13 protein-coding genes are annotated in these 17491 nt (G+C 61.1%); 1 reads left to right on the forward strand and 12 read right to left on the reverse strand.

Features of this window, described 5'->3' with window-relative positions:
* Positions 1–193 precede the first annotated feature (193 nt).
* From DKY63_RS02210 to DKY63_RS02240, 7 genes are all read right to left on the reverse strand, one after another.
* A complete protein-coding gene (locus DKY63_RS02210; protein WP_110962602.1) occupies positions 194–1834 on the reverse strand; it encodes a BatD family protein in 1641 nt (546 codons plus the stop codon).
* Positions 1831–3570 (reverse strand): tetratricopeptide repeat protein, encoded by a 1740-nt coding sequence (locus DKY63_RS02215; RefSeq protein WP_110962603.1) that lies wholly within the window; start codon positions 3568–3570, stop codon positions 1831–1833. Before DKY63_RS02215 ends, DKY63_RS02210 begins: the two co-directional genes overlap by 4 nt.
* Complete coding sequence (locus DKY63_RS02220; protein ID WP_110962604.1) at positions 3567–4646, reverse strand: vWA domain-containing protein; 1080 nt, start codon at positions 4644–4646, stop codon at positions 3567–3569. The genes DKY63_RS02215 and DKY63_RS02220 overlap by 4 nt, the downstream gene beginning before the upstream one ends.
* Positions 4639–5133, reverse strand: coding sequence for a DUF4381 domain-containing protein (locus DKY63_RS02225; protein WP_110962605.1), 495 nt, complete (start codon positions 5131–5133; stop codon positions 4639–4641). The genes DKY63_RS02220 and DKY63_RS02225 overlap by 8 nt, the downstream gene beginning before the upstream one ends.
* Positions 5130–6074: a DUF58 domain-containing protein gene (locus DKY63_RS02230; RefSeq protein ID WP_110962606.1), complete on the reverse strand. Its 945-nt coding sequence runs from the start codon at positions 6072–6074 to the stop codon at positions 5130–5132. Before DKY63_RS02230 ends, DKY63_RS02225 begins: the two co-directional genes overlap by 4 nt.
* A 5-nt stretch (positions 6075–6079) precedes the next feature.
* The gene (locus DKY63_RS02235; RefSeq protein WP_110962607.1) at positions 6080–7039 is read right to left on the reverse strand and encodes an AAA family ATPase; all 960 of its coding nucleotides are present in this window, start codon (positions 7037–7039) and stop codon (positions 6080–6082) included.
* A gap of 268 nt (positions 7040–7307) precedes the next feature.
* Positions 7308–7661 carry a hypothetical protein gene (locus DKY63_RS02240; protein WP_110962608.1) on the reverse strand — a complete coding sequence of 118 codons (354 nt, stop codon included), beginning with the start codon at positions 7659–7661 and terminating at the stop codon, positions 7308–7310.
* 503 nt (positions 7662–8164) lie between these two features.
* Between DKY63_RS02240 and DKY63_RS02245 the strand changes: the two genes are divergently transcribed.
* Complete coding sequence (locus DKY63_RS02245) at positions 8165–13054, forward strand: NAD-glutamate dehydrogenase (RefSeq protein WP_110962609.1); 4890 nt, start codon at positions 8165–8167, stop codon at positions 13052–13054.
* 82 nt (positions 13055–13136) lie between these two features.
* Here DKY63_RS02245 and DKY63_RS02250 read toward each other — a convergent pair whose 3' ends face one another.
* The 5 genes from DKY63_RS02250 to DKY63_RS02270 all read right to left on the reverse strand — a co-directional run bounded on the left by DKY63_RS02250 (position 13137) and on the right by DKY63_RS02270 (position 17357).
* Positions 13137–13739, reverse strand: coding sequence for a hypothetical protein (locus DKY63_RS02250; RefSeq protein WP_110962610.1), 603 nt, complete (start codon positions 13737–13739; stop codon positions 13137–13139).
* Positions 13740–13940: 201 nt separating this feature from the next.
* Positions 13941–14651 carry an ATPase gene (locus tag DKY63_RS02255; protein ID WP_110962611.1) on the reverse strand — a complete coding sequence of 237 codons (711 nt, stop codon included), beginning with the start codon at positions 14649–14651 and terminating at the stop codon, positions 13941–13943.
* Between the two features lie 227 nt (positions 14652–14878).
* Complete coding sequence (locus DKY63_RS02260) at positions 14879–15289, reverse strand: cupin domain-containing protein (RefSeq protein WP_110962612.1); 411 nt, start codon at positions 15287–15289, stop codon at positions 14879–14881.
* Between the two features lie 216 nt (positions 15290–15505).
* A complete protein-coding gene (locus DKY63_RS02265; RefSeq protein ID WP_110962613.1) occupies positions 15506–15799 on the reverse strand; it encodes an antibiotic biosynthesis monooxygenase family protein in 294 nt (97 codons plus the stop codon).
* A gap of 124 nt (positions 15800–15923) precedes the next feature.
* Complete coding sequence (locus DKY63_RS02270) at positions 15924–17357, reverse strand: PLP-dependent aminotransferase family protein (RefSeq protein WP_110962614.1); 1434 nt, start codon at positions 17355–17357, stop codon at positions 15924–15926.
* Positions 17358–17491: the final 134 nt, after the last annotated feature.

Consider the following 17491-nt stretch of genomic DNA (forward strand, 5'->3'; position numbering starts at 1 on the left):
GTGATGGCCACGTGGGAAAAGAGGGTGGCTAAAGGAGGGGGAGTTTACTGGCAAAAAAACCGATTGTGCGATGGATATGACCGCGGTGCTTGTGTGGGCAATGCCGAGCTTCTGTAGGAGCAAGGCTTGCCCGCGATGGCGTCCGTGAGATCGCTATCGCGGGCAAGCCTTGCTCCTACAGAAAGCGGTTCAATTATTTGGGATAAAGCGGCGGCAGTCCGCTTTCACCCGCCGCATCCTGCACCCGCTCGGCCACCGGAATGGTGCGAATCACTCGCCACAGCTCTTCGCCTTGCCAGTGCTGGCCGGCTTCGCTGTACAGCGCGCCATTCAAGCCGTCCAGCGCGTCGGACAGCGGCACGAAGCGGGCGGCCATGTCGGCCAGGGTTTCTGGCTGCTGTCGGGCCCAGGCGTCGAGGGCCTGGCGGGTGGCGTGGGGGTCGTTGGCCTGGCAGGCACGCTTGAGTTCATCGAGTACGGTGCGCGGGCTCGGGCCGGCTTGCGCGGCCCGCAAGACCGCCGGTTGCGAGCGGGCGCGCCACCACAGGCCGAAGCCGAGCAGGGTGGTGCAGGCCAGGAACAGGCTGCTGAGTTTCCAGCGCCACAGGCTTTCGTTTTCGGCTGCCGCGTTGATCGGGGAGGTGCTGGCCGGGGTATCGATCATCAGGCTCGGATTGGCAGCCACTTGCAGGCTTCTGGCGGGCAGGCTGCTGTGCTCCAGATGGTCCTCGAAGGTGTTCCACCAGACCACATCCACGGAGGGCAACTCGATGGATCCGCTGCGTGACGGCACCAGGGCTTCACGGTCTTCGCGGCTGCCGATCAGGCCCCTGTCACTGTTCTGGTTGCCCAGTACCGGTTGATCGGGATAACGGCGCAAGCCGTTGACGTCGGTGCCGGGCAGCGGTGGCAGTTGCGAACTGGCCAGGCCTTCGGCCTTCACCGTCAGGCTGCGGGTCAGCGAGTCGCCCACCTGAACGTGCTCGGGTTCCGGGTTCCAGCTCTCGCTGAGCGTGAGGCTGCGCGCCGGCAACCAGGGCAGGTCGGCAGGGTAGGTGATGGGCTTGGCCTTGACCGTCAGCAGCAGCTCGCCGGAACTCACGCGCATCAGCTTGCCGGACTTCGGCGACTGCGCTGTGGAGTCCGCGGTGGGTTGCGCATCCACCAGCGCCGCGTTGAACACCTGTCCCGGAATGATCAATTCACCGCTGTGCTGCGGATAGATCGCGTAGCGCATTTCAATCACGCCGTGGCGAACGCCGTTGATGTCTTTTTCGTAGGTGCGCGACTCGCCCAACTGTTCGATGCGCGCGTCGGGAATCTGCAACGGTGGCAGGCTGCTGTCATCGTACAGCGACACCGAATGGTAAATGCGCAAGGTCAGGATGGCCTGGGCCTGCACGTACACGCTGGTTTGATCGAGGCTGGCGTCGATGAACACCGGGGCCAGTTTGTTGGTATTTTCCTGGGCTTCGCTCTCGACCACCTGCACGGTGATCGGCTGGCTCTGGATCTCGCCCAGTTTCAGTGCCGGGATGACCACCGTGCCGTTCTGCCGAGGCAACAGGGTCACGATCCAGCGCGTGGTGGCGCGGTTGTCGCCGTTGAGGGTGTTCAACTGGTTGACCTGGCGGGTGCCCCGCACTTCGAACAAGGGTTCCAGCGGCGTCAGGTCCGGTTTGCCGAACTGCGTGACATCGTTGGACTCCAGGGTCAGTTCCACCGTTTCACCGGAGCTCAAGCGCGTGCGATCGACACTGGCGACAAGCTCGGCGGCCTGGGCCTGAGTGGCGCAATACAGCGAGGCGAACATGAAAGCGGTGAAGCGGGTCATCGAATTTTTCCCTGATCCTGATGTTGTTGCTGTTCGTACCAGAATTTGCGTCTGAGCAATTCTCCCGGATCATCCGGGATCTGCCGCAACCATTGCTCCAGCGCCTGCTGCTGTTCGCCTTCGATGCTGTCGCTGGCCGGACGCATGGGCGGCGTGGTGTGTTGCTCGTCACCCAATTCGCTGCCGGGTACTTCATTGGCTCCGGGTTTTGGCGGGGTTTCGGAGGACTGTTCGGCTTCGCTGCTCGCCTGCTGCTCGGTGCTGCCGGGTTCCCCCGGACCTTGCTGCTGTGTGGCGGCTCCGGGCGGCGGTTCCTGTTCGGAAGCCTGGGATTGTTCGCTGTCGGACTTGTCCGCTTCATCGGCGGGTGGATTGGCTTTCTGCTTGAGCAGATTCTCCACCAGTGCCTTGTTGGTCTGCGCCGGGCGCAGGTCCGGTTGACGTTCCAGTGCCTGTTCGTAGGCGTCCAGTGCGGCTTCCAATTCGCCACTTTTGGCCAAGGCGTTGCCTCGATTGTAGTGGGCGTTGGCATCGTTGCCTTCGGCGAACCGCTGGGCGGCGGCGCTGTAGTCACCGGCCTCGTACAGGGCCACCCCTTGCCATTGATGATTTTCGAAGTGCTGCGCCGCTTCGGCCGGGCGCTTCTGCTTGAGCAGGTGCAGGCCGCGCTGGTCGGGGCGCAGCCACAGGTCCTGAAAATCGAAAGCATGGCTGGGCTGCGGCATAGCCAGCAGCAACGGCAGACAGAGCAGCCAGCCACGGCGCCCGGCGCAGGCCGCCAGGAACAACAGCGGCAGCAGCAGCCAGTAACCCTGATCGGCCCAACTGTCCAGACGCAGGGTCTGGCCGTCGTTGCGCAGGTTGCGCGGACCATCGAGCAGGCCAAGGCCGCGCAGGTCGGCATCACTCAGGCGCGCGTGGCGATAGCGTCCGTCCAGGTCATTGACGAAGGTTTTCAGGCCTGGCTCGTCCAGATGCGGCACCAGAATCGCTCCCTGTTCGTCCTTGAGGAAGCTACCGTCTTCCTGGGTGATCGGCGTGCCCTCGGCAGTGCCGATGCCGATCATCAGCAACTGGGTGGATTTGCCGCTCAAGGCCTGGCGGATGCCCTGGCGCTCAAGTTCCGACAGCGACGAGCCGATCAGCAGGATCCGACCATCGCCCAGGCCGGCTTGCTCCAGCAGGTTCAGGGCTTTGATCACCGCCAGATCGGCGCGGTGGCCGGCTTCGGGCATCAATGATGGCTTGAGCGCGTCCAGCAGGTTGCGGCTGGTAGACAGGTCGTCCGACAGCGGCACCAGGGTGTGGGCACTGCCGGCGTAGACGACGATGGCGGTCTGCGCGTCGCTGCGAACCTGCAGCAGGTCCAGAAGCTTGCGCCGGGCCTGTTCCAGGCGATTGGGCGGTACGTCGGTGGCGAGCATTTCCGGGGTCAGTTCAACGATGGCCACCAGCGGGTCGGCGGGTTTCTGGCTCTGTTGCTCGACGCGCTCCCAACTCGGCCCCAACAGCGCAAGGACAGTCAGCAGCCACGCCACGCCCAGCGCAATCCACGGCAGTTTGCTGCCACGGCCGCTTCCACCGCTGAGCAGCACGCCGTGAAAGGCCGGTGGCAGGATCATCTGCCAGCGCCCGGCGCGTTTCTGCCGATGCCAGAGTTGCCACAGCAACCAGCCGAGCAGTGGCAACAACAGCAGCCACCAGGGGCGGAACCAGTAGGGCCAGATCGCGCTCATCGGCGTCTCCGCAGGCGCAGGCGCTTGAGCCGCTGGCGCCAGTCAGGCAGTTGCGTTTGCAAAAACAGATCCTTGGTAAACAGGCGTTGCAGCGGGTTATCCGGCCACAGCTCGCGGGCCACCAGCAACATGCTCAATATCAGCGCCATCGCCAGTGGCCACTGATACAGCGCCTGGGCCGGGCGAGCCTGGGTCGGTTGCTGCGTCACCGGTTCGAGCTGGTCGAGGGTGTCTTTGATCGCTTGCAGTTCCTGGCCGTCGCGGGCACGGAAGTACTGGCCACCCGTGGCCTCGGCGATGGCCTTGAGGGATGGCTCGTCAAGATCCAGGCTCGGATTGACGCCGAGGAATCCCAGCGTACCGCTTTGCTCCGGGTCGGCACCGATACCGATCGGGTAGATTTTCACCCCCTCCCTGGCTGCCAGGCGCGCGGCGGTGAGCGGGTCGATTTCCCCGCCATTGTTGGCGCCGTCGGTGACCAGGATCAGCACGCGGCTCTGGGCCGGACGCAGTCTCAGGCGTTTGAGGGCCAGGCCGATGGCATCACCGATGGCGGTGTTCTTGCCGGCGATGCCGATGCGTGCCTCGTCGAGCCAGACCCGCACGGTGTGGCGGTCGAAGGTCAGCGGTGCCTGCAGGTAGGCCTGGCTGCCGAACAGGATCAGGCCGACCCGGTCGCCATCGCGGTGTTCGAGGAAATCGCCGAGCAGATGCTGGACCAGTGCCAGACGGCTGACGTCCTCGTCCTGCCACTGCATGTCGGGGTAATCCATGGAGCCGGATACGTCCACCGCCACCAGCAGGTCCCGCCCACTGGCGGCAATCGGCAAAGGCTCGCCGAGCCATTGCGGACGCGCGGCGGCGGTCAGCAGCATCAACCACAACAGCATGAACGGTGCCTGTTGCCGCCAGGCCGGCAGGTTGGCCCGGGCGCGACGCCGGGCCAGGCCTTCGAGATCACTGAGGAAGCTGACTTTGAGCGCCGGTTCGCCGCTGTCGGCCACCGGCAGCGCGATGCGCATCAGCCACGGCAAGGGCAGCAGGACGAAGATCCACGGCCAGGCGAACTCAAACATGTTTGCGAATCCAGGTGTCGACGGCCTGGGTCAGGCCGGCGATGGCCTTGTCGTCGAGTTTGCATTCGGGTTTGTAGGCACCTTCGACCAGCACCATCCAGCGGGTCAGGCCGGCAGCCGGGCAGCGGTTGTCGAGGAAAGCCAGCCATTTGCGCCCGTTGAGGGTATGGCTCTGGCTGTGGGGGTAATGGTTGCGGCACAGACGCTTGAGCAGGCCGTTGAGTTGTTGTAGCCAGGCCCCGGCGGGGGCACCGTCGTAGGGCTTGGGCATCAGTGCCAGCTCTGCCAGGGCCGCGATGCGTGCCGGGTCCAGCGGCTGTTCGGCGCGCACCACAGGCTTTTTCTGCGGGATGAAACGCCGCAACTTCCACACGGCAAAGCCGATGGCGGGCAGCAGTAATAGCAACAACCACCAGCCCGGTGCCGGCGGCCAGAAGCCAATCGGTGGCGGGGAGATCAGGGGTTGCAATTGTTCCAGCCCGTTCATCGACCTGCTCCCGGTTTCTGCGGGTTCAGGTATTCACGCAATTGCTCGACCATTTCGCTCTGGGTGCTCAACGGCATCATCAATACCCGCAGCTTTTGCGCCAGCAATTCCCAGCGGGCGATGCGGGCTTCGGCCTGGGCACGGTAGGTCTGGCGTAGCTCGTAATTCAAAGTGTCGAGTTCCAGTTGCGCGCCGCGCTCGGCAAAACGCAGCAGGCCCGCGGCGGGCAGGGCGTGATCCAGTGGGTCCGATAGCGGCAGCAGCAACAGGTCGCAATGACGGGACAACAGGCTCAGCTGTTGCTCGGCGCTTTCGCTCAAGGCGCGTTCATCGCAGATCACGATGATCAGGCTGCCGGGGCGCGAGACTTCCCGGGCGCGGCGCAGGGCAATGCCAAAGGCGTCGCGGTCCGGCTCGCCTTCGGTGTGCAGCGATTGGTTGACCCGCACCAGCCGGTTGAGCAGTTGCAGCAGACTCTGCTTGCTGCGTCGCGGCTTGATTTCATAGTGTTCGTTGTCACCGAACACCAGGCCGCCGACCCGATCGTTGTGCCCCAGCGCGGCCCAGCCGATCAGGCTCGCGGCCTGGGCGGCGAGTACCGATTTGAACATCAGCCCCGAGCCGAAGAACAACCGGCGGCTCTGTTCGACCATGATGAAAATCGGCCGTTCGCGCTCTTCGTGGAAAAGCTTGGTGTGCGGCTCCTGGGTCCTGGCGGTGACGCGCCAGTCAATGGTGCGCACGTCGTCACCGGCCTGATAGACCCGCACCTGGTCGAAATCCACGCCGCGCCCGCGCAGCTTGGAGTGGTGCAGGCCGATCAGCGGACTGCGCTGGCTCGGTGTGGAGAACAGCTGTACTTCGCGCACGCGATGACGCATCTCGATCATTTCGGCGAGGGTGATGCGAATACCGGGCTCGGGTGGCTGGGGCGCGTTCATCGGGGTCAAGCGACGGCTACGACGTCGAGAATCCGCTGGACCACGCGGTCCTGATCGATGCCAGCGGCTTCGGCTTCAAAGGAAAGAATGATGCGGTGGCGCAGCACGTCGAACAGCACCGCCTGAATGTCCTCGGGGCTGACGAAGTCGCGGCCGGCCAGCCAGGCGTGGGCCCGGGCGCAACGGTCGAGGGCGATGGAGCCGCGAGGGCTGGCGCCATAGGCGATCCACTCGGCCATCTCGGGGTCGAACTTGGCCGGGGTCCGGGTGGCCATGATCAACTGCACCAGGTACTCCTCCACGGCGTCGGCCATGTACAAACCGAGGATTTCCTTGCGGGCGGCAAAAATGGCCTGTTGGCTGACCCGACGTTCCGGCTTGGTTTCGCCGTTCAGGGCTTCGCCACGGGCCTGCTGCAGGATCCGGCGTTCGACGGCGGCGTCCGGGAAGCCGATTTTCACGTGCAGCAGGAATCGGTCGAGCTGGGCCTCGGGCAGGGGATAGGTGCCTTCCTGCTCGATGGGGTTCTGCGTGGCCATCACCAGGAACAGCGGTGAGAGCTCGTAAGTGCTGCGTCCGACACTGACCTGACGCTCGGCCATGGCTTCGAGCAGCGCCGACTGCACCTTGGCCGGGGCGCGGTTGATTTCGTCCGCCAGCACCAGGTTATGGAAGATCGGGCCTTGCTGGAAGACGAAGCTGCCGGTTTCCGGGCGATAGATTTCCGTGCCGGTGATGTCGGCGGGCAGCAGGTCGGGGGTGAACTGGATGCGATGGAACTGGGCTTCGATGCCTTCGGCGAGTTCTTTGATGGCCTTGGTCTTGGCAAGACCCGGAGCGCCCTCGACCAGCATGTGGCCGTCGGCGAGCAGGGCGATGAGCAAGCGCTCGATGAGCTTTTCCTGGCCGAGAATCTGCGTTGAAAGAAAGGTTCGCAGCGCCAGCAGCGCTTCACGATGTTCCATCGATGACTGTTCCTGCAAAAAGGTGGCCGAGGTCGTTGGTAAACGCCGGGGCTGGGGGCGTTACTTTAATCCATCGCGGGGGGCGGCGACTAACGGCATTTTGCGCAAAGTGGGGGAAATGATTGGGGCAGTTGCCGGATTTTGCCAGCAGGGGAGTGATTGGGTGGCTGTGCCGGCGCCATCGCGAGCAGGCTCGCTCCTACATTGACGGTGTACGACGTTCGATTGTAGGAGCGAGCCTGCTCGCGATGAGGGCAGGTCAAACAACTCAAATCTGGCTGATATAGGTGCCAGTACCATCGAGAATGTTCTTCAGGGTTTCCTCAACTTCCGCCATATCCACCATGTCCGGGTTGAAGGTGATCTCCAGCACATCATCCCCATTCAACGCATCGGCATCCGCCGCAGCGATCTCGATCTTCAGCGATGTAGCGCCGAGAGTGGCTTTCACGCCCTCCAGTGTCGAAGGCTCGCCATCCAGCGTGATCTCCAGCTCGTCCTCATCCGGGTAACGGGTCATCAGGAACATCTCGCCCTGGTTGCTGTGGCAGCAGAGCATGGCCATGTTGTCTTCTTCGTCATCGCACGGGTTGACGATCAAGAGGGCGGTGGTCATTTGCATGGGGTAATCCTGGCTCGATGAGCGTCATGAGGACGAAAGAAAGGCGATTTTGCCAGCCCCGGTCAATTTCTGCTCGTGCGAATGCCTTGGGCGTTACGTGAACGAGCAAAGTCCTGCTGGTCATTCCTGGTACGAACGTCCCGCAAAGCCGGACGGAAATCCGTCATTTTTCTGTGCGACTGCTAGTGTTGTTCGATGCGCCGCGAAGAAGCAGCGTGCTGATGTCCGAATATGTCGCAGCACCGCAAGAATGGGCCTTGCCGCACTCGTTAAGCTGCGCAACGGATGTGCACCTGTAAAGGCATTGCGTGCCAAAAGGCCAGTCGCTTTTGCAGATGCCCATCCACGGAAGGTGAATGTGACCCGAGTGTCTCGTCCAGCTTCACCCACCTGTCACCCTGTTTCCTCTGCCCGAGAATCAGGAACAGGGTGACGGGTAGCCCCAATGAGGGGTTTTGCACGCGACGCTTCCATCAATAACAAGCCCTAGCGGAGTACCACAGATGGCGTTCTTCACCGCAGCCAGCAAAGCCGACTTCCAGCACCAACTGCAAGCGGCACTGGCGCAGCACATCAGTGAACAGGCACTGCCACAAGTGGCGCTGTTCGCTGAACAATTCTTCGGCATTATCTCCCTGGACGAACTGACCCAGCGTCGTTTGTCCGACCTCGCTGGCTGTACTCTTTCTGCATGGCGCCTGCTTGAGCGCTTTGATCACGCGCATCCGCAAGTGCGTGTCTACAACCCCGATTACGAACGCCACGGCTGGCAGTCGACCCACACCGCGGTCGAAGTGCTGCACCACGATCTGCCGTTCCTGGTGGACTCGGTGCGTACCGAGCTGAACCGTCGCGGCTACAGCATTCATACCCTGCAAACCACCGTGCTGAGCGTGCGTCGCGGCGCGAAGGGCGAACTGCTGGAAATCCTGCCTAAAGGCACCCAGGGCGACGACGTGCTGCACGAGTCGTTGATGTACCTGGAAATCGACCGCTGCGCCAACACCGCCGAATTGAACGTGCTGACCAAAGAGCTGGAGCAAGTGCTCAGCGAAGTGCGCGCGGCGGTGACCGATTTCGAACCGATGAAGGCCAAGGTCCAGGAAATCCTCACCAACCTGGACAACAGCCGTTTCGCCGTCGATGCCGAAGAAAAGAACGAAATCAAAGGCTTCCTGGAATGGCTGGTGGGCAACCACTTCACCTTCCTCGGCTACGAAGAGTTCGTGGTCACCGATCAGGCCGATGGCGGGCACATCGAGTATGACCAGAGCTCGTTCCTTGGCCTGACCAAGACCCTGCGCACCGGCATGACCTACGATGACACGCGCATCGAAAATTATGCCGTGAACTACCTGCGCGAACCGAAACTGCTGACCTTCGCCAAGGCTGCGCACCCAAGCCGCGTGCACCGTCCCGCTTACCCTGACTACGTGTCGATCCGTGAAATCGACGCTGATGGCAAAGTCATCAAGGAATGCCGTTTCATGGGCCTGTACACCTCGTCGGTGTACGGCGAAAGCGTGCGGACCATCCCGTACATTCGTCACAAGGTCGAGGAAATCGAGCGCCGCTCCGGCTTCCAGTCCAAGGCGCACCTGGGCAAGGAACTGGCGCAGGTCCTGGAAGTACTGCCACGGGACGACCTGTTCCAGACCCCGGTGGACGAACTGTTCAGCACCGTGATGTCGATCGTGCAGATCCAGGAACGCAACAAGATTCGCGTGTTCCTGCGCAAGGATCCGTACGGCCGTTTCTGCTACTGCCTGGCCTACGTGCCGCGCGACATCTACTCCACCGAAGTGCGCCAGAAGATCCAGCAAGTGCTGATGGATCGCCTGAAAGCCTCGGACTGCGAGTTCTGGACCTTCTTCTCCGAGTCCGTGCTGGCCCGCGTGCAGTTGATCCTGCGCGTTGACCCGAAAAACCGCATCGACATCGATCCGCAGCAGCTGGAAAACGAAGTCATCCAGGCCTGCCGCAGCTGGCAGGACGATTACGCTGCGCTGACCGTTGAAACCTTCGGCGAAGCCCAGGGCACCAACGTACTGGCGGATTTCCCTAAAGGCTTCCCCGCCGGTTATCGCGAGCGTTTCGCAGCGCACTCCGCTGTGGTCGACATGCAGCACGTGCTGAACCTCAGCGAGAAAAAGCCGCTGGCCATGAGCTTCTACCAGCCGCTGGCTTCCGGCCCGCGCGAGCTGCATTGCAAGCTGTATCACGCCGATACTCCGCTGGCGCTGTCCGACGTACTGCCGATCCTGGAAAACCTCGGCCTGCGCGTGCTGGGTGAGTTCCCGTACCGGCTGCGTCACACCAATGGCCGCGAGTTCTGGATTCACGACTTCGCCTTCACCGCTGCCGAAGGCATGGACCTGGACATTCAGCAACTCAACGACACCTTGCAGGACGCCTTCGTCCACATCGTGCGTGGCGATGCCGAAAACGATGCGTTCAACCGTCTTGTATTGACCGCCGGCCTGCCTTGGCGTGACGTGGCGCTGCTGCGTGCCTACGCCCGTTACCTGAAGCAGATCCGTCTGGGCTTCGACCTGGGCTACATCGCCAGCACCCTGAACAACCACACCGATATCGCTCGTGAGCTGACCCGGTTGTTCAAGACCCGGTTCTACCTGGCGCGCAAGCTCAGCGCAGACGACCTGGACGACATGCAGCAACGTCTGGAACACGCGATCCTCAGCGCCCTGGACGAGGTTCAGGTGCTCAACGAAGACCGCATCCTGCGTCGCTACCTGGACCTGATCAAGGCGACCCTGCGTACCAACTTCTACCAGACCGACGCCAACGGCCATAACAAGTCGTACTTCAGCTTCAAGTTCAACCCGCACCTGATCCCGGAACTGCCAAAACCTGTTCCGAAGTTCGAGATCTTCGTTTATTCGCCACGGGTTGAAGGCGTGCACCTGCGCTTCGGCAACGTCGCTCGCGGCGGTCTGCGCTGGTCCGACCGTGAAGAAGACTTCCGTACCGAAGTCCTGGGCCTGGTAAAAGCCCAGCAAGTGAAGAACTCGGTGATCGTGCCTGTGGGCGCCAAAGGTGGCTTCCTGCCACGTCGCCTGCCTCTGGGCGGCAGCCGGGACGAGATCGCGGCCGAGGGCATCGCCTGCTACCGCATCTTCATTTCGGGTCTGCTGGACATTACCGACAACCTGAAGGACGGTGCGCTGGTTCCGCCGGCCAACGTCGTGCGTCATGACCAGGATGACCCGTATCTGGTAGTTGCAGCGGACAAGGGCACTGCGACCTTCTCCGACATCGCCAACGGTATCGCCATCGACTACGGCTTCTGGCTGGGCGACGCGTTCGCATCCGGCGGTTCGGCCGGTTACGACCACAAGAAAATGGGTATCACCGCCAAGGGCGCGTGGGTGGGCGTACAGCGCCACTTCCGTGAACGCGGCATCAATGTCCAGGAAGACAGCATCACCGTGGTGGGCGTCGGCGACATGGCCGGTGACGTGTTCGGTAACGGCTTGCTGATGTCGGACAAATTGCAACTGGTTGCAGCGTTCAACCACATGCACATCTTCATCGACCCGAATCCGGATCCGGCCACCAGCTTCGCCGAGCGTCAACGCATGTTCGACCTGCCGCGTTCGGCGTGGTCGGACTACGACACCAGCATCATGTCCGAAGGCGGCGGGATCTTCTCCCGCAGCGCGAAGAGCATCGCGATTTCCCCGCAGATGCAGGAACGCTTCGACATCAAGGCCGACAAGCTGACCCCGACCGAACTGCTGAACGCCTTGCTCAAGGCGCCGGTGGATCTGCTGTGGAACGGTGGTATCGGTACCTACGTCAAGGCCAGCACTGAAAGCCACGCCGACGTCGGCGACAAGGCCAACGATGCACTGCGCGTGAACGGCAACGAGCTGCGCTGCAAAGTGGTGGGCGAGGGCGGTAACCTCGGCATGACCCAGCTGGGTCGTGTGGAATTCGGCCTCAATGGCGGCGGTTCCAACACCGACTTCATTGATAACGCCGGTGGCGTGGACTGCTCCGACCACGAAGTAAACATCAAGATCCTGCTGAACGAAGTGGTTCAGGCCGGCGACATGACCGACAAGCAACGTAACGAGTTGCTGGCGAGCATGACCGACGAAGTCGGTGGCCTGGTGCTGGGCAACAACTACAAGCAGACCCAGGCGCTGTCCCTGGCCGCTCGTCGTGCCTTGCCGCGTATCGCTGAATACAAGCGTCTGATGAACGATCTGGAAGGTCGTGGCAAGCTGGACCGCGCCATCGAGTTCCTGCCGTCGGAAGAGGCGATCAACGAGCGCGTCGCCGAAGGTCATGGCCTGACCCGTCCGGAACTGTCGGTTCTGATCTCCTACAGCAAGATCGACCTCAAGGAGCAGTTGCTGGGCTCCCTGGTGCCGGACGATGACTACCTGACCCGCGACATGGAAACCGCGTTCCCGCCGACCCTGGTGAACAAGTTCTCCGTGGCCATGCGTCGCCACCGTCTGAAGCGTGAAATCGTCAGCACCCAGATCGCCAACGATCTGGTGAACCACATGGGCATCACCTTCGTTCAACGACTCAAAGAGTCGACCGGCATGACCCCGGCGAACGTGGCCGGCGCCTACGTGATCGTGCGTGACATTTTCCATCTCCCGCACTGGTTCCGTCAGATTGAAGCCCTGGACTACAAGGTTTCCGCTCACGTGCAACTGGAGATGATGGACGAGCTGATGCGTCTGGGTCGTCGCGCCACGCGCTGGTTCCTGCGTGCCCGCCGTAACGAGCAGAATGCCGCCCGTGACGTCGCCCACTTCGGTCCGCACCTCAAGGAGTTGGGACTGAAGCTCAACGAGCTGCTGGAAGGCCCGACCCGCGAAGTCTGGGAGACGCGTTATCAGGCTTACGTCGAAGCCGGTGTACCGGAGTTGCTGGCGCGCATGGTGGCGGGTACCTCCCATCTGTACACCTTGCTGCCTGTCATCGAGGCGTCGGATGTGACCGGCCAGGATCCTGCCGAAGTGGCCAAGGCTTACTTCGCCGTAGGCGAAAAACTGGACATCACCTGGTACCTGCAACAGATCAGCGCCTTGCCGGTGGAAAACAACTGGCAGGCCCTGGCCCGTGAAGCGTTCCGCGATGACGTCGACTGGCAGCAACGTGCGATCACCATCTCGGTGCTGCAACGCGGTGAAGGCTCCGTGGAAGCTCGCCTGGATTCGTGGATGGCACAGCACGACAGCATGATCGAACGCTGGCGCGCCATGCTGGTGGAAATCCGTGCCGCCAGCGGCACGGACTACGCCATGTATGCAGTGGCCAACCGCGAACTGCTGGATCTGGCCTTGAGTGGTCAGGCACCGGCGACTGCCGCAGCCCCTGCCAAGGCAGAGCTGGAACCGGCGGTCTGATCAGCCGTTGAATGAAAAAGCCCCGCATCTTTCGATGCGGGGCTTTTTTTTGTTTCAGTGACAGAGCCGGGATCGCGCGCGCTCAGTAATCGTCGTCTTGTTCCCTGGGTTCAATGAACAGCAGGTAAGGGGTCGAACCGGTCGGGTAGGGCACATCGCGTTCCAGAATTTTCAGATTGAAGGTCACCGGTGCTCCGAGTTGATCCGTGTAGGCATAAACCTTTGGATCCTCCATCAAGTGGCGTTTTATCGTGCCTGCATTCCTGGCCTTGAGATAAACCATGGCTTCGTCCTTCTTGAGGTCATCGAGGGTGATGATGCCCTGATTCAGGTTCAGCAAGTTGAAAGACGTGGTGCTGCCACCGGCACCCGCAAAGGCGCCGAGGAGCCCGTGGGGATTTTTACTGAAGTACTTTCCCAAATAGCCTTCGCTGCGAATCTGAATGTTGTAGTAATCGTCATAACAGCGGAAATAGACAATCATCTCGTCCGAGCGGATCGGGACGGTGGCGTTGTGGGACTTGTGAACCCGCACCATCTTTTTGACGAGATCGGAATAACGATGGGTGGTGGTCAGTAGATTGCCCTGGCGTGCGCTGCTGCCAAGCATCTGCTGGAAGAATACCATCGGCGTGTTGTCGCAGCGGATGCGTGCGATAAATGATCTTTTCTGGTCCGTGCTCATAATAATCTCCATGATTGAGAGCGTTCGCGTCATTGCGAATGGCCAGAGTAATGGAGTTGGACGGGCTGGATAACGCGGAACAATTGCCTGATATTGCGACAAAGGTTGAATCTTCTCGTGAACAGGCTCGCTCCCACATTAGTTGATATCAAACACCAAACTAATGTGGGAGCGAGCCTGCTCGCGATGGCGTCACTGCTATCAATACAATTTCTTGCCGGAGTTGTTATCGATCATCGACACTTTTTGTGTCGGGCTGGCCAACAGGTTATTGAGCGACTGGTCGAACTTCTGCAACGCCCTGACCTGCACGTTTTGCTGTTCATTAATATCCGCAACGATCTCTTCACTGCGCTTGAAGTCTGCCCAGACCGGGCTCAATGCCTTGGCGTCGCGACCCTGTGCAGTGCCGATGTAATTGAGCTGGCTGTCGTAGAAGTGCGCACTCACAGCGGCTTCAATGTCGGAGCTGCGCGAGGTAATGAGCTGGCTACGGGTGTCCACCACGGCTATCACGTCCGGTTTTGCCGCCTTCAGGCTTTGCATGTCCGGGTACACGGTGACTGAGCCGAATTGCCGCTGCAGGGAAGCCTTGACCCAGTCCACGGCCATATCGGGTTTTGAGGTGGCCACGTAGGCGTCATGAATCGGCTGTACCAGCAGGCTCTGGCCGAACCCTGTGCCAGCGTTGGCCTGGTAGTCCTGCAGATAGGCGCGGTTGGTCTGGGTGTTGCGGCTGTACACCACGCCCAATGAGACCTGTTTGCCATTCGGAATGCTGGTTGCGTGACTGCGGCCCACCGGTTCGCTGAAAATGCCGTCCAGTGAAGAGGTCGCGGAAGGTGCCGTGGGAATCGAGCAGCCGGTTATCAGGGCCGATATTGCCAACGTACTGACTAGGGCAAGTTTCATGGTGTACCTCCAGTGGAAAAGTACCAGTCGCAAATGAGGGATGCCGAGTTCGTCGGCGGTCACTCAAGACTAAACCCGTCGTTATTTAATGAAATAACCCCTGCGTATAGTTGTCAGGGTGGCGGTAGTTTTGTTTGATTTAAAGAAGGCGGGGTAATTGCCACGAGATATAAAAACGCCCGAATCAGCGATTCGGGCGTTTTTATTTATGGCTGTTCGTTCAGCGATCAGTTTTTCAATGGGACAAGTACTTGTTCGTCCGGTGACAAAACCATGAATACCAACAACTTCGCAGGCTTGGTCTTGCTGGCGTTTTTCGAGACCAAATGTTCGGATCCTGCTGCTTCGTACCAGAACTCCCCGGCCTTGTAAGTCACTTCTTTCTCGCCTTTGACTTGAGAAGTGATTTCGCCTTCGAGGACATAGGCCATGGCCGTACCGTCGTGCTTGTGGGCAATGGACGATTGACCGGGCTTGTAGTCGACTTCAATCATCAGGGCTTTTTTACCCGGTACGTTTTTCAGCATTTGGTCTTGCAGGATCGTGACCTTTTCCGAAGGGTCATGGGCAAAGGCCGAGGCGGAAACAGTCAGGGTCAGGGCAACCAGGGAAGTGGCACAGAAGCGCAATACGTTCATGTTTGTTACCTGCGTGGGATGAGATGTCAGGAACAAATCTAGTCCGCTGCGGGCGCCAGAAAAACAGCCAATATTGAGGAAGGTCAGGGGACCAATTAATTCTTGAAACCTGTAGGAGCGAGCCTGCTCGCGATGGAAGTCGACGCACCGCGGGCATTTGGCAAGTCCGCGTTATCGTTGACGACCATCGCGAGCAGGCTCGCTACTACAGGGGGCTTAGCGGATGGGAAAGCTGTTGAAATCCACGGCATTGGCCAGCTGGCAATCGATCAGGTCGATGAAACCCTGCACCTCGGGACTGTTGAAGTGCGATTGCATGGCCGCTTCCGATTGCCAGTGGGCGCTGACGGTCCAGCGGTTACTGTCCTCGGGGCAGCGGTCGACCATATAGGAGTCACAGCCCGGTGTTTCGCGCAGGGTGTCGACAATCTTTTGCAGTTGCTTACCCAGTTCTTCCGAGCGGCCGGCGACGGCCTGCACCTTTACGGTATTGATCACTTTATAGGACATCGGCTCACACTCCTGGATCAGGCCGGACGAATCCTGCTCATTGAAGGATGACACCCTTGCAGGATAGGCCTGCACCCCCGGACTACCAATAGCCAATCGCCGGATAAAGCGGCAGTCCAATCTATCAGGCGATCTGTTGCAGTATGTCGCGAAGCCGATCCAGCGCGATGTCGATGTCCAGGGTCTCGATGGCGCCAAAACCCAGGAAAAGCCCGTTCTGCGGCGCTTGCTGGTAGTAGAAGCTGTCGATGGCATAGAGCCCGACTTCCACTTTCTTCGCCAGTTCGATCACCAGCGGCACGTCGATCGGCACCTTGCACAGCACCACCATATGGAAACCGGCCCTGGTTGGCACCGCTTCCAGCCATGGCGAGAGATCACCGGCCATGCGCGCCAGGATTCGCTCGCGCCGGCCCGCATAAATGGTGTGGCAACGCCGGATGTGCTTGAGCAGGCAGCCTTCGGCGATGAACTTGGCCAGCGCCCACTGGGGCAGGGTCGAGGTGTGCAGGTCGGTGAGCTGCTTGGCGCGCACCACCGCTTCGAGGATCGCCGGCGGCAGGATCGCGTAACCCAGGCGCAGCTCCGGCAGCAGGGTTTTCGAGAAGGTCCCGACGTAGGCGACGATCCCGCGCTCATCCATGCTCTGCAGCGAGTCCGTGGGCCGGCCTTCGTAGCGAAATTCGCTGTCGTAATCATCCTCGATGATGATCGCCCCCAGCTCATGGGCCTTGGCCAGCAGCGCCACCCTCCGTTCCTGGCTCATAGGCATGCCGAGGGGGAACTGGTGCGATGGAGTGACATATATCAGGCGGGTGCCCAGGGGAATCTTGTCCACCTGGATGCCCTCGGCGTCCACCGGTACGCCAATCACCGTGGCACCGTGGGTGCCGAACAGCAGGCGTGCCGGCGGATAACCGGGGTCCTCCATGGCCACGATGCTTCCGGGGCGGATCAGGACGCGGGAAATCAGGTCCAGGGCCTGCTGGGCGCCGTTGCACACCACCACGTCTTCATCCTGGCAATTGACCCCTCGGGAAAACGAGATGTGCCGGGCGATGGCGTTGCGCAGTGCCGGCAGGCCTTCCGCCAGGCTGTAGAAGCCCTTGGACGAGGCGATCTGACGCAGGGCATGGGCCGTGCAGCGCCGCCAGTCGTCCTGGGGGAATTGGCCCTTGCCGGTGGCGCCGCCGATGAAGTCATAACGCAACGAGCCTTCCAGTGTCGGGTGGCGCAGGAACACAGGCAGGCTACGCCAGGATTCGATCACCTCGAAACCGGCCAGCTCGGAAGGGTTCTGCTTGCGTTCGACTTTCGAGGCCCGGGCGTTGACATAGGTACCCTTGCCAATGACCCCGGTGAGAAAGTTTTCGTAGGTCAGCTGGGCGTAGGTATCGGAAATGGTCTTGCGCGAAATACCCAGTTGCTCGGCCAGCAAGCGGCTGGGTGGAAGCTGCGTCCCTGCTGCCAGACGGCCCGACTCGATGGCGCTGCGCAGCTGGTTGTACAACTGACCCGCCAGATCCTTGCGGCCGTTAATGACAACATGTAGTTCCATTCCGACAGGCTCCTGCGGTGATCTTGTTCGCGGTGTGCGTGGCGCAAGATTAGCCGGATTGGCCGCCGGGAATGAAGTTGCGCAGGGAAAAAACGCCAGATTGGATCTGGTGCCTCCCCTGACTTGTGCCAATC

Source organism: Pseudomonas putida, from assembly GCF_003228315.1.
Lineage (GTDB): Bacteria > Pseudomonadota > Gammaproteobacteria > Pseudomonadales > Pseudomonadaceae > Aquipseudomonas > Aquipseudomonas putida_S.

Coding starts and splice junctions, on each gene's coding strand:
- DKY63_RS02210 (WP_110962602.1), bottom strand. CDS start 1,834: ATGACCCGCTTCACCGCTTTCATGTTCGCCTCGCTGTATTGCGCCACT.
- DKY63_RS02215 (WP_110962603.1), bottom strand. CDS start 3,570: ATGAGCGCGATCTGGCCCTACTGGTTCCGCCCCTGGTGGCTGCTGTTG.
- DKY63_RS02220 (WP_110962604.1), bottom strand. CDS start 4,646: ATGTTTGAGTTCGCCTGGCCGTGGATCTTCGTCCTGCTGCCCTTGCCG.
- DKY63_RS02225 (WP_110962605.1), bottom strand. CDS start 5,133: ATGAACGGGCTGGAACAATTGCAACCCCTGATCTCCCCGCCACCGATT.
- DKY63_RS02230 (WP_110962606.1), bottom strand. CDS start 6,074: ATGAACGCGCCCCAGCCACCCGAGCCCGGTATTCGCATCACCCTCGCC.
- DKY63_RS02235 (WP_110962607.1), bottom strand. CDS start 7,039: ATGGAACATCGTGAAGCGCTGCTGGCGCTGCGAACCTTTCTTTCAACG.
- DKY63_RS02240 (WP_110962608.1), bottom strand. CDS start 7,661: ATGCAAATGACCACCGCCCTCTTGATCGTCAACCCGTGCGATGACGAA.
- DKY63_RS02245 (WP_110962609.1), top strand. CDS start 8,165: ATGGCGTTCTTCACCGCAGCCAGCAAAGCCGACTTCCAGCACCAACTG.
- DKY63_RS02250 (WP_110962610.1), bottom strand. CDS start 13,739: ATGAGCACGGACCAGAAAAGATCATTTATCGCACGCATCCGCTGCGAC.
- DKY63_RS02255 (WP_110962611.1), bottom strand. CDS start 14,651: ATGAAACTTGCCCTAGTCAGTACGTTGGCAATATCGGCCCTGATAACC.
- DKY63_RS02260 (WP_110962612.1), bottom strand. CDS start 15,289: ATGAACGTATTGCGCTTCTGTGCCACTTCCCTGGTTGCCCTGACCCTG.
- DKY63_RS02265 (WP_110962613.1), bottom strand. CDS start 15,799: ATGTCCTATAAAGTGATCAATACCGTAAAGGTGCAGGCCGTCGCCGGC.
- DKY63_RS02270 (WP_110962614.1), bottom strand. CDS start 17,357: ATGGAACTACATGTTGTCATTAACGGCCGCAAGGATCTGGCGGGTCAG.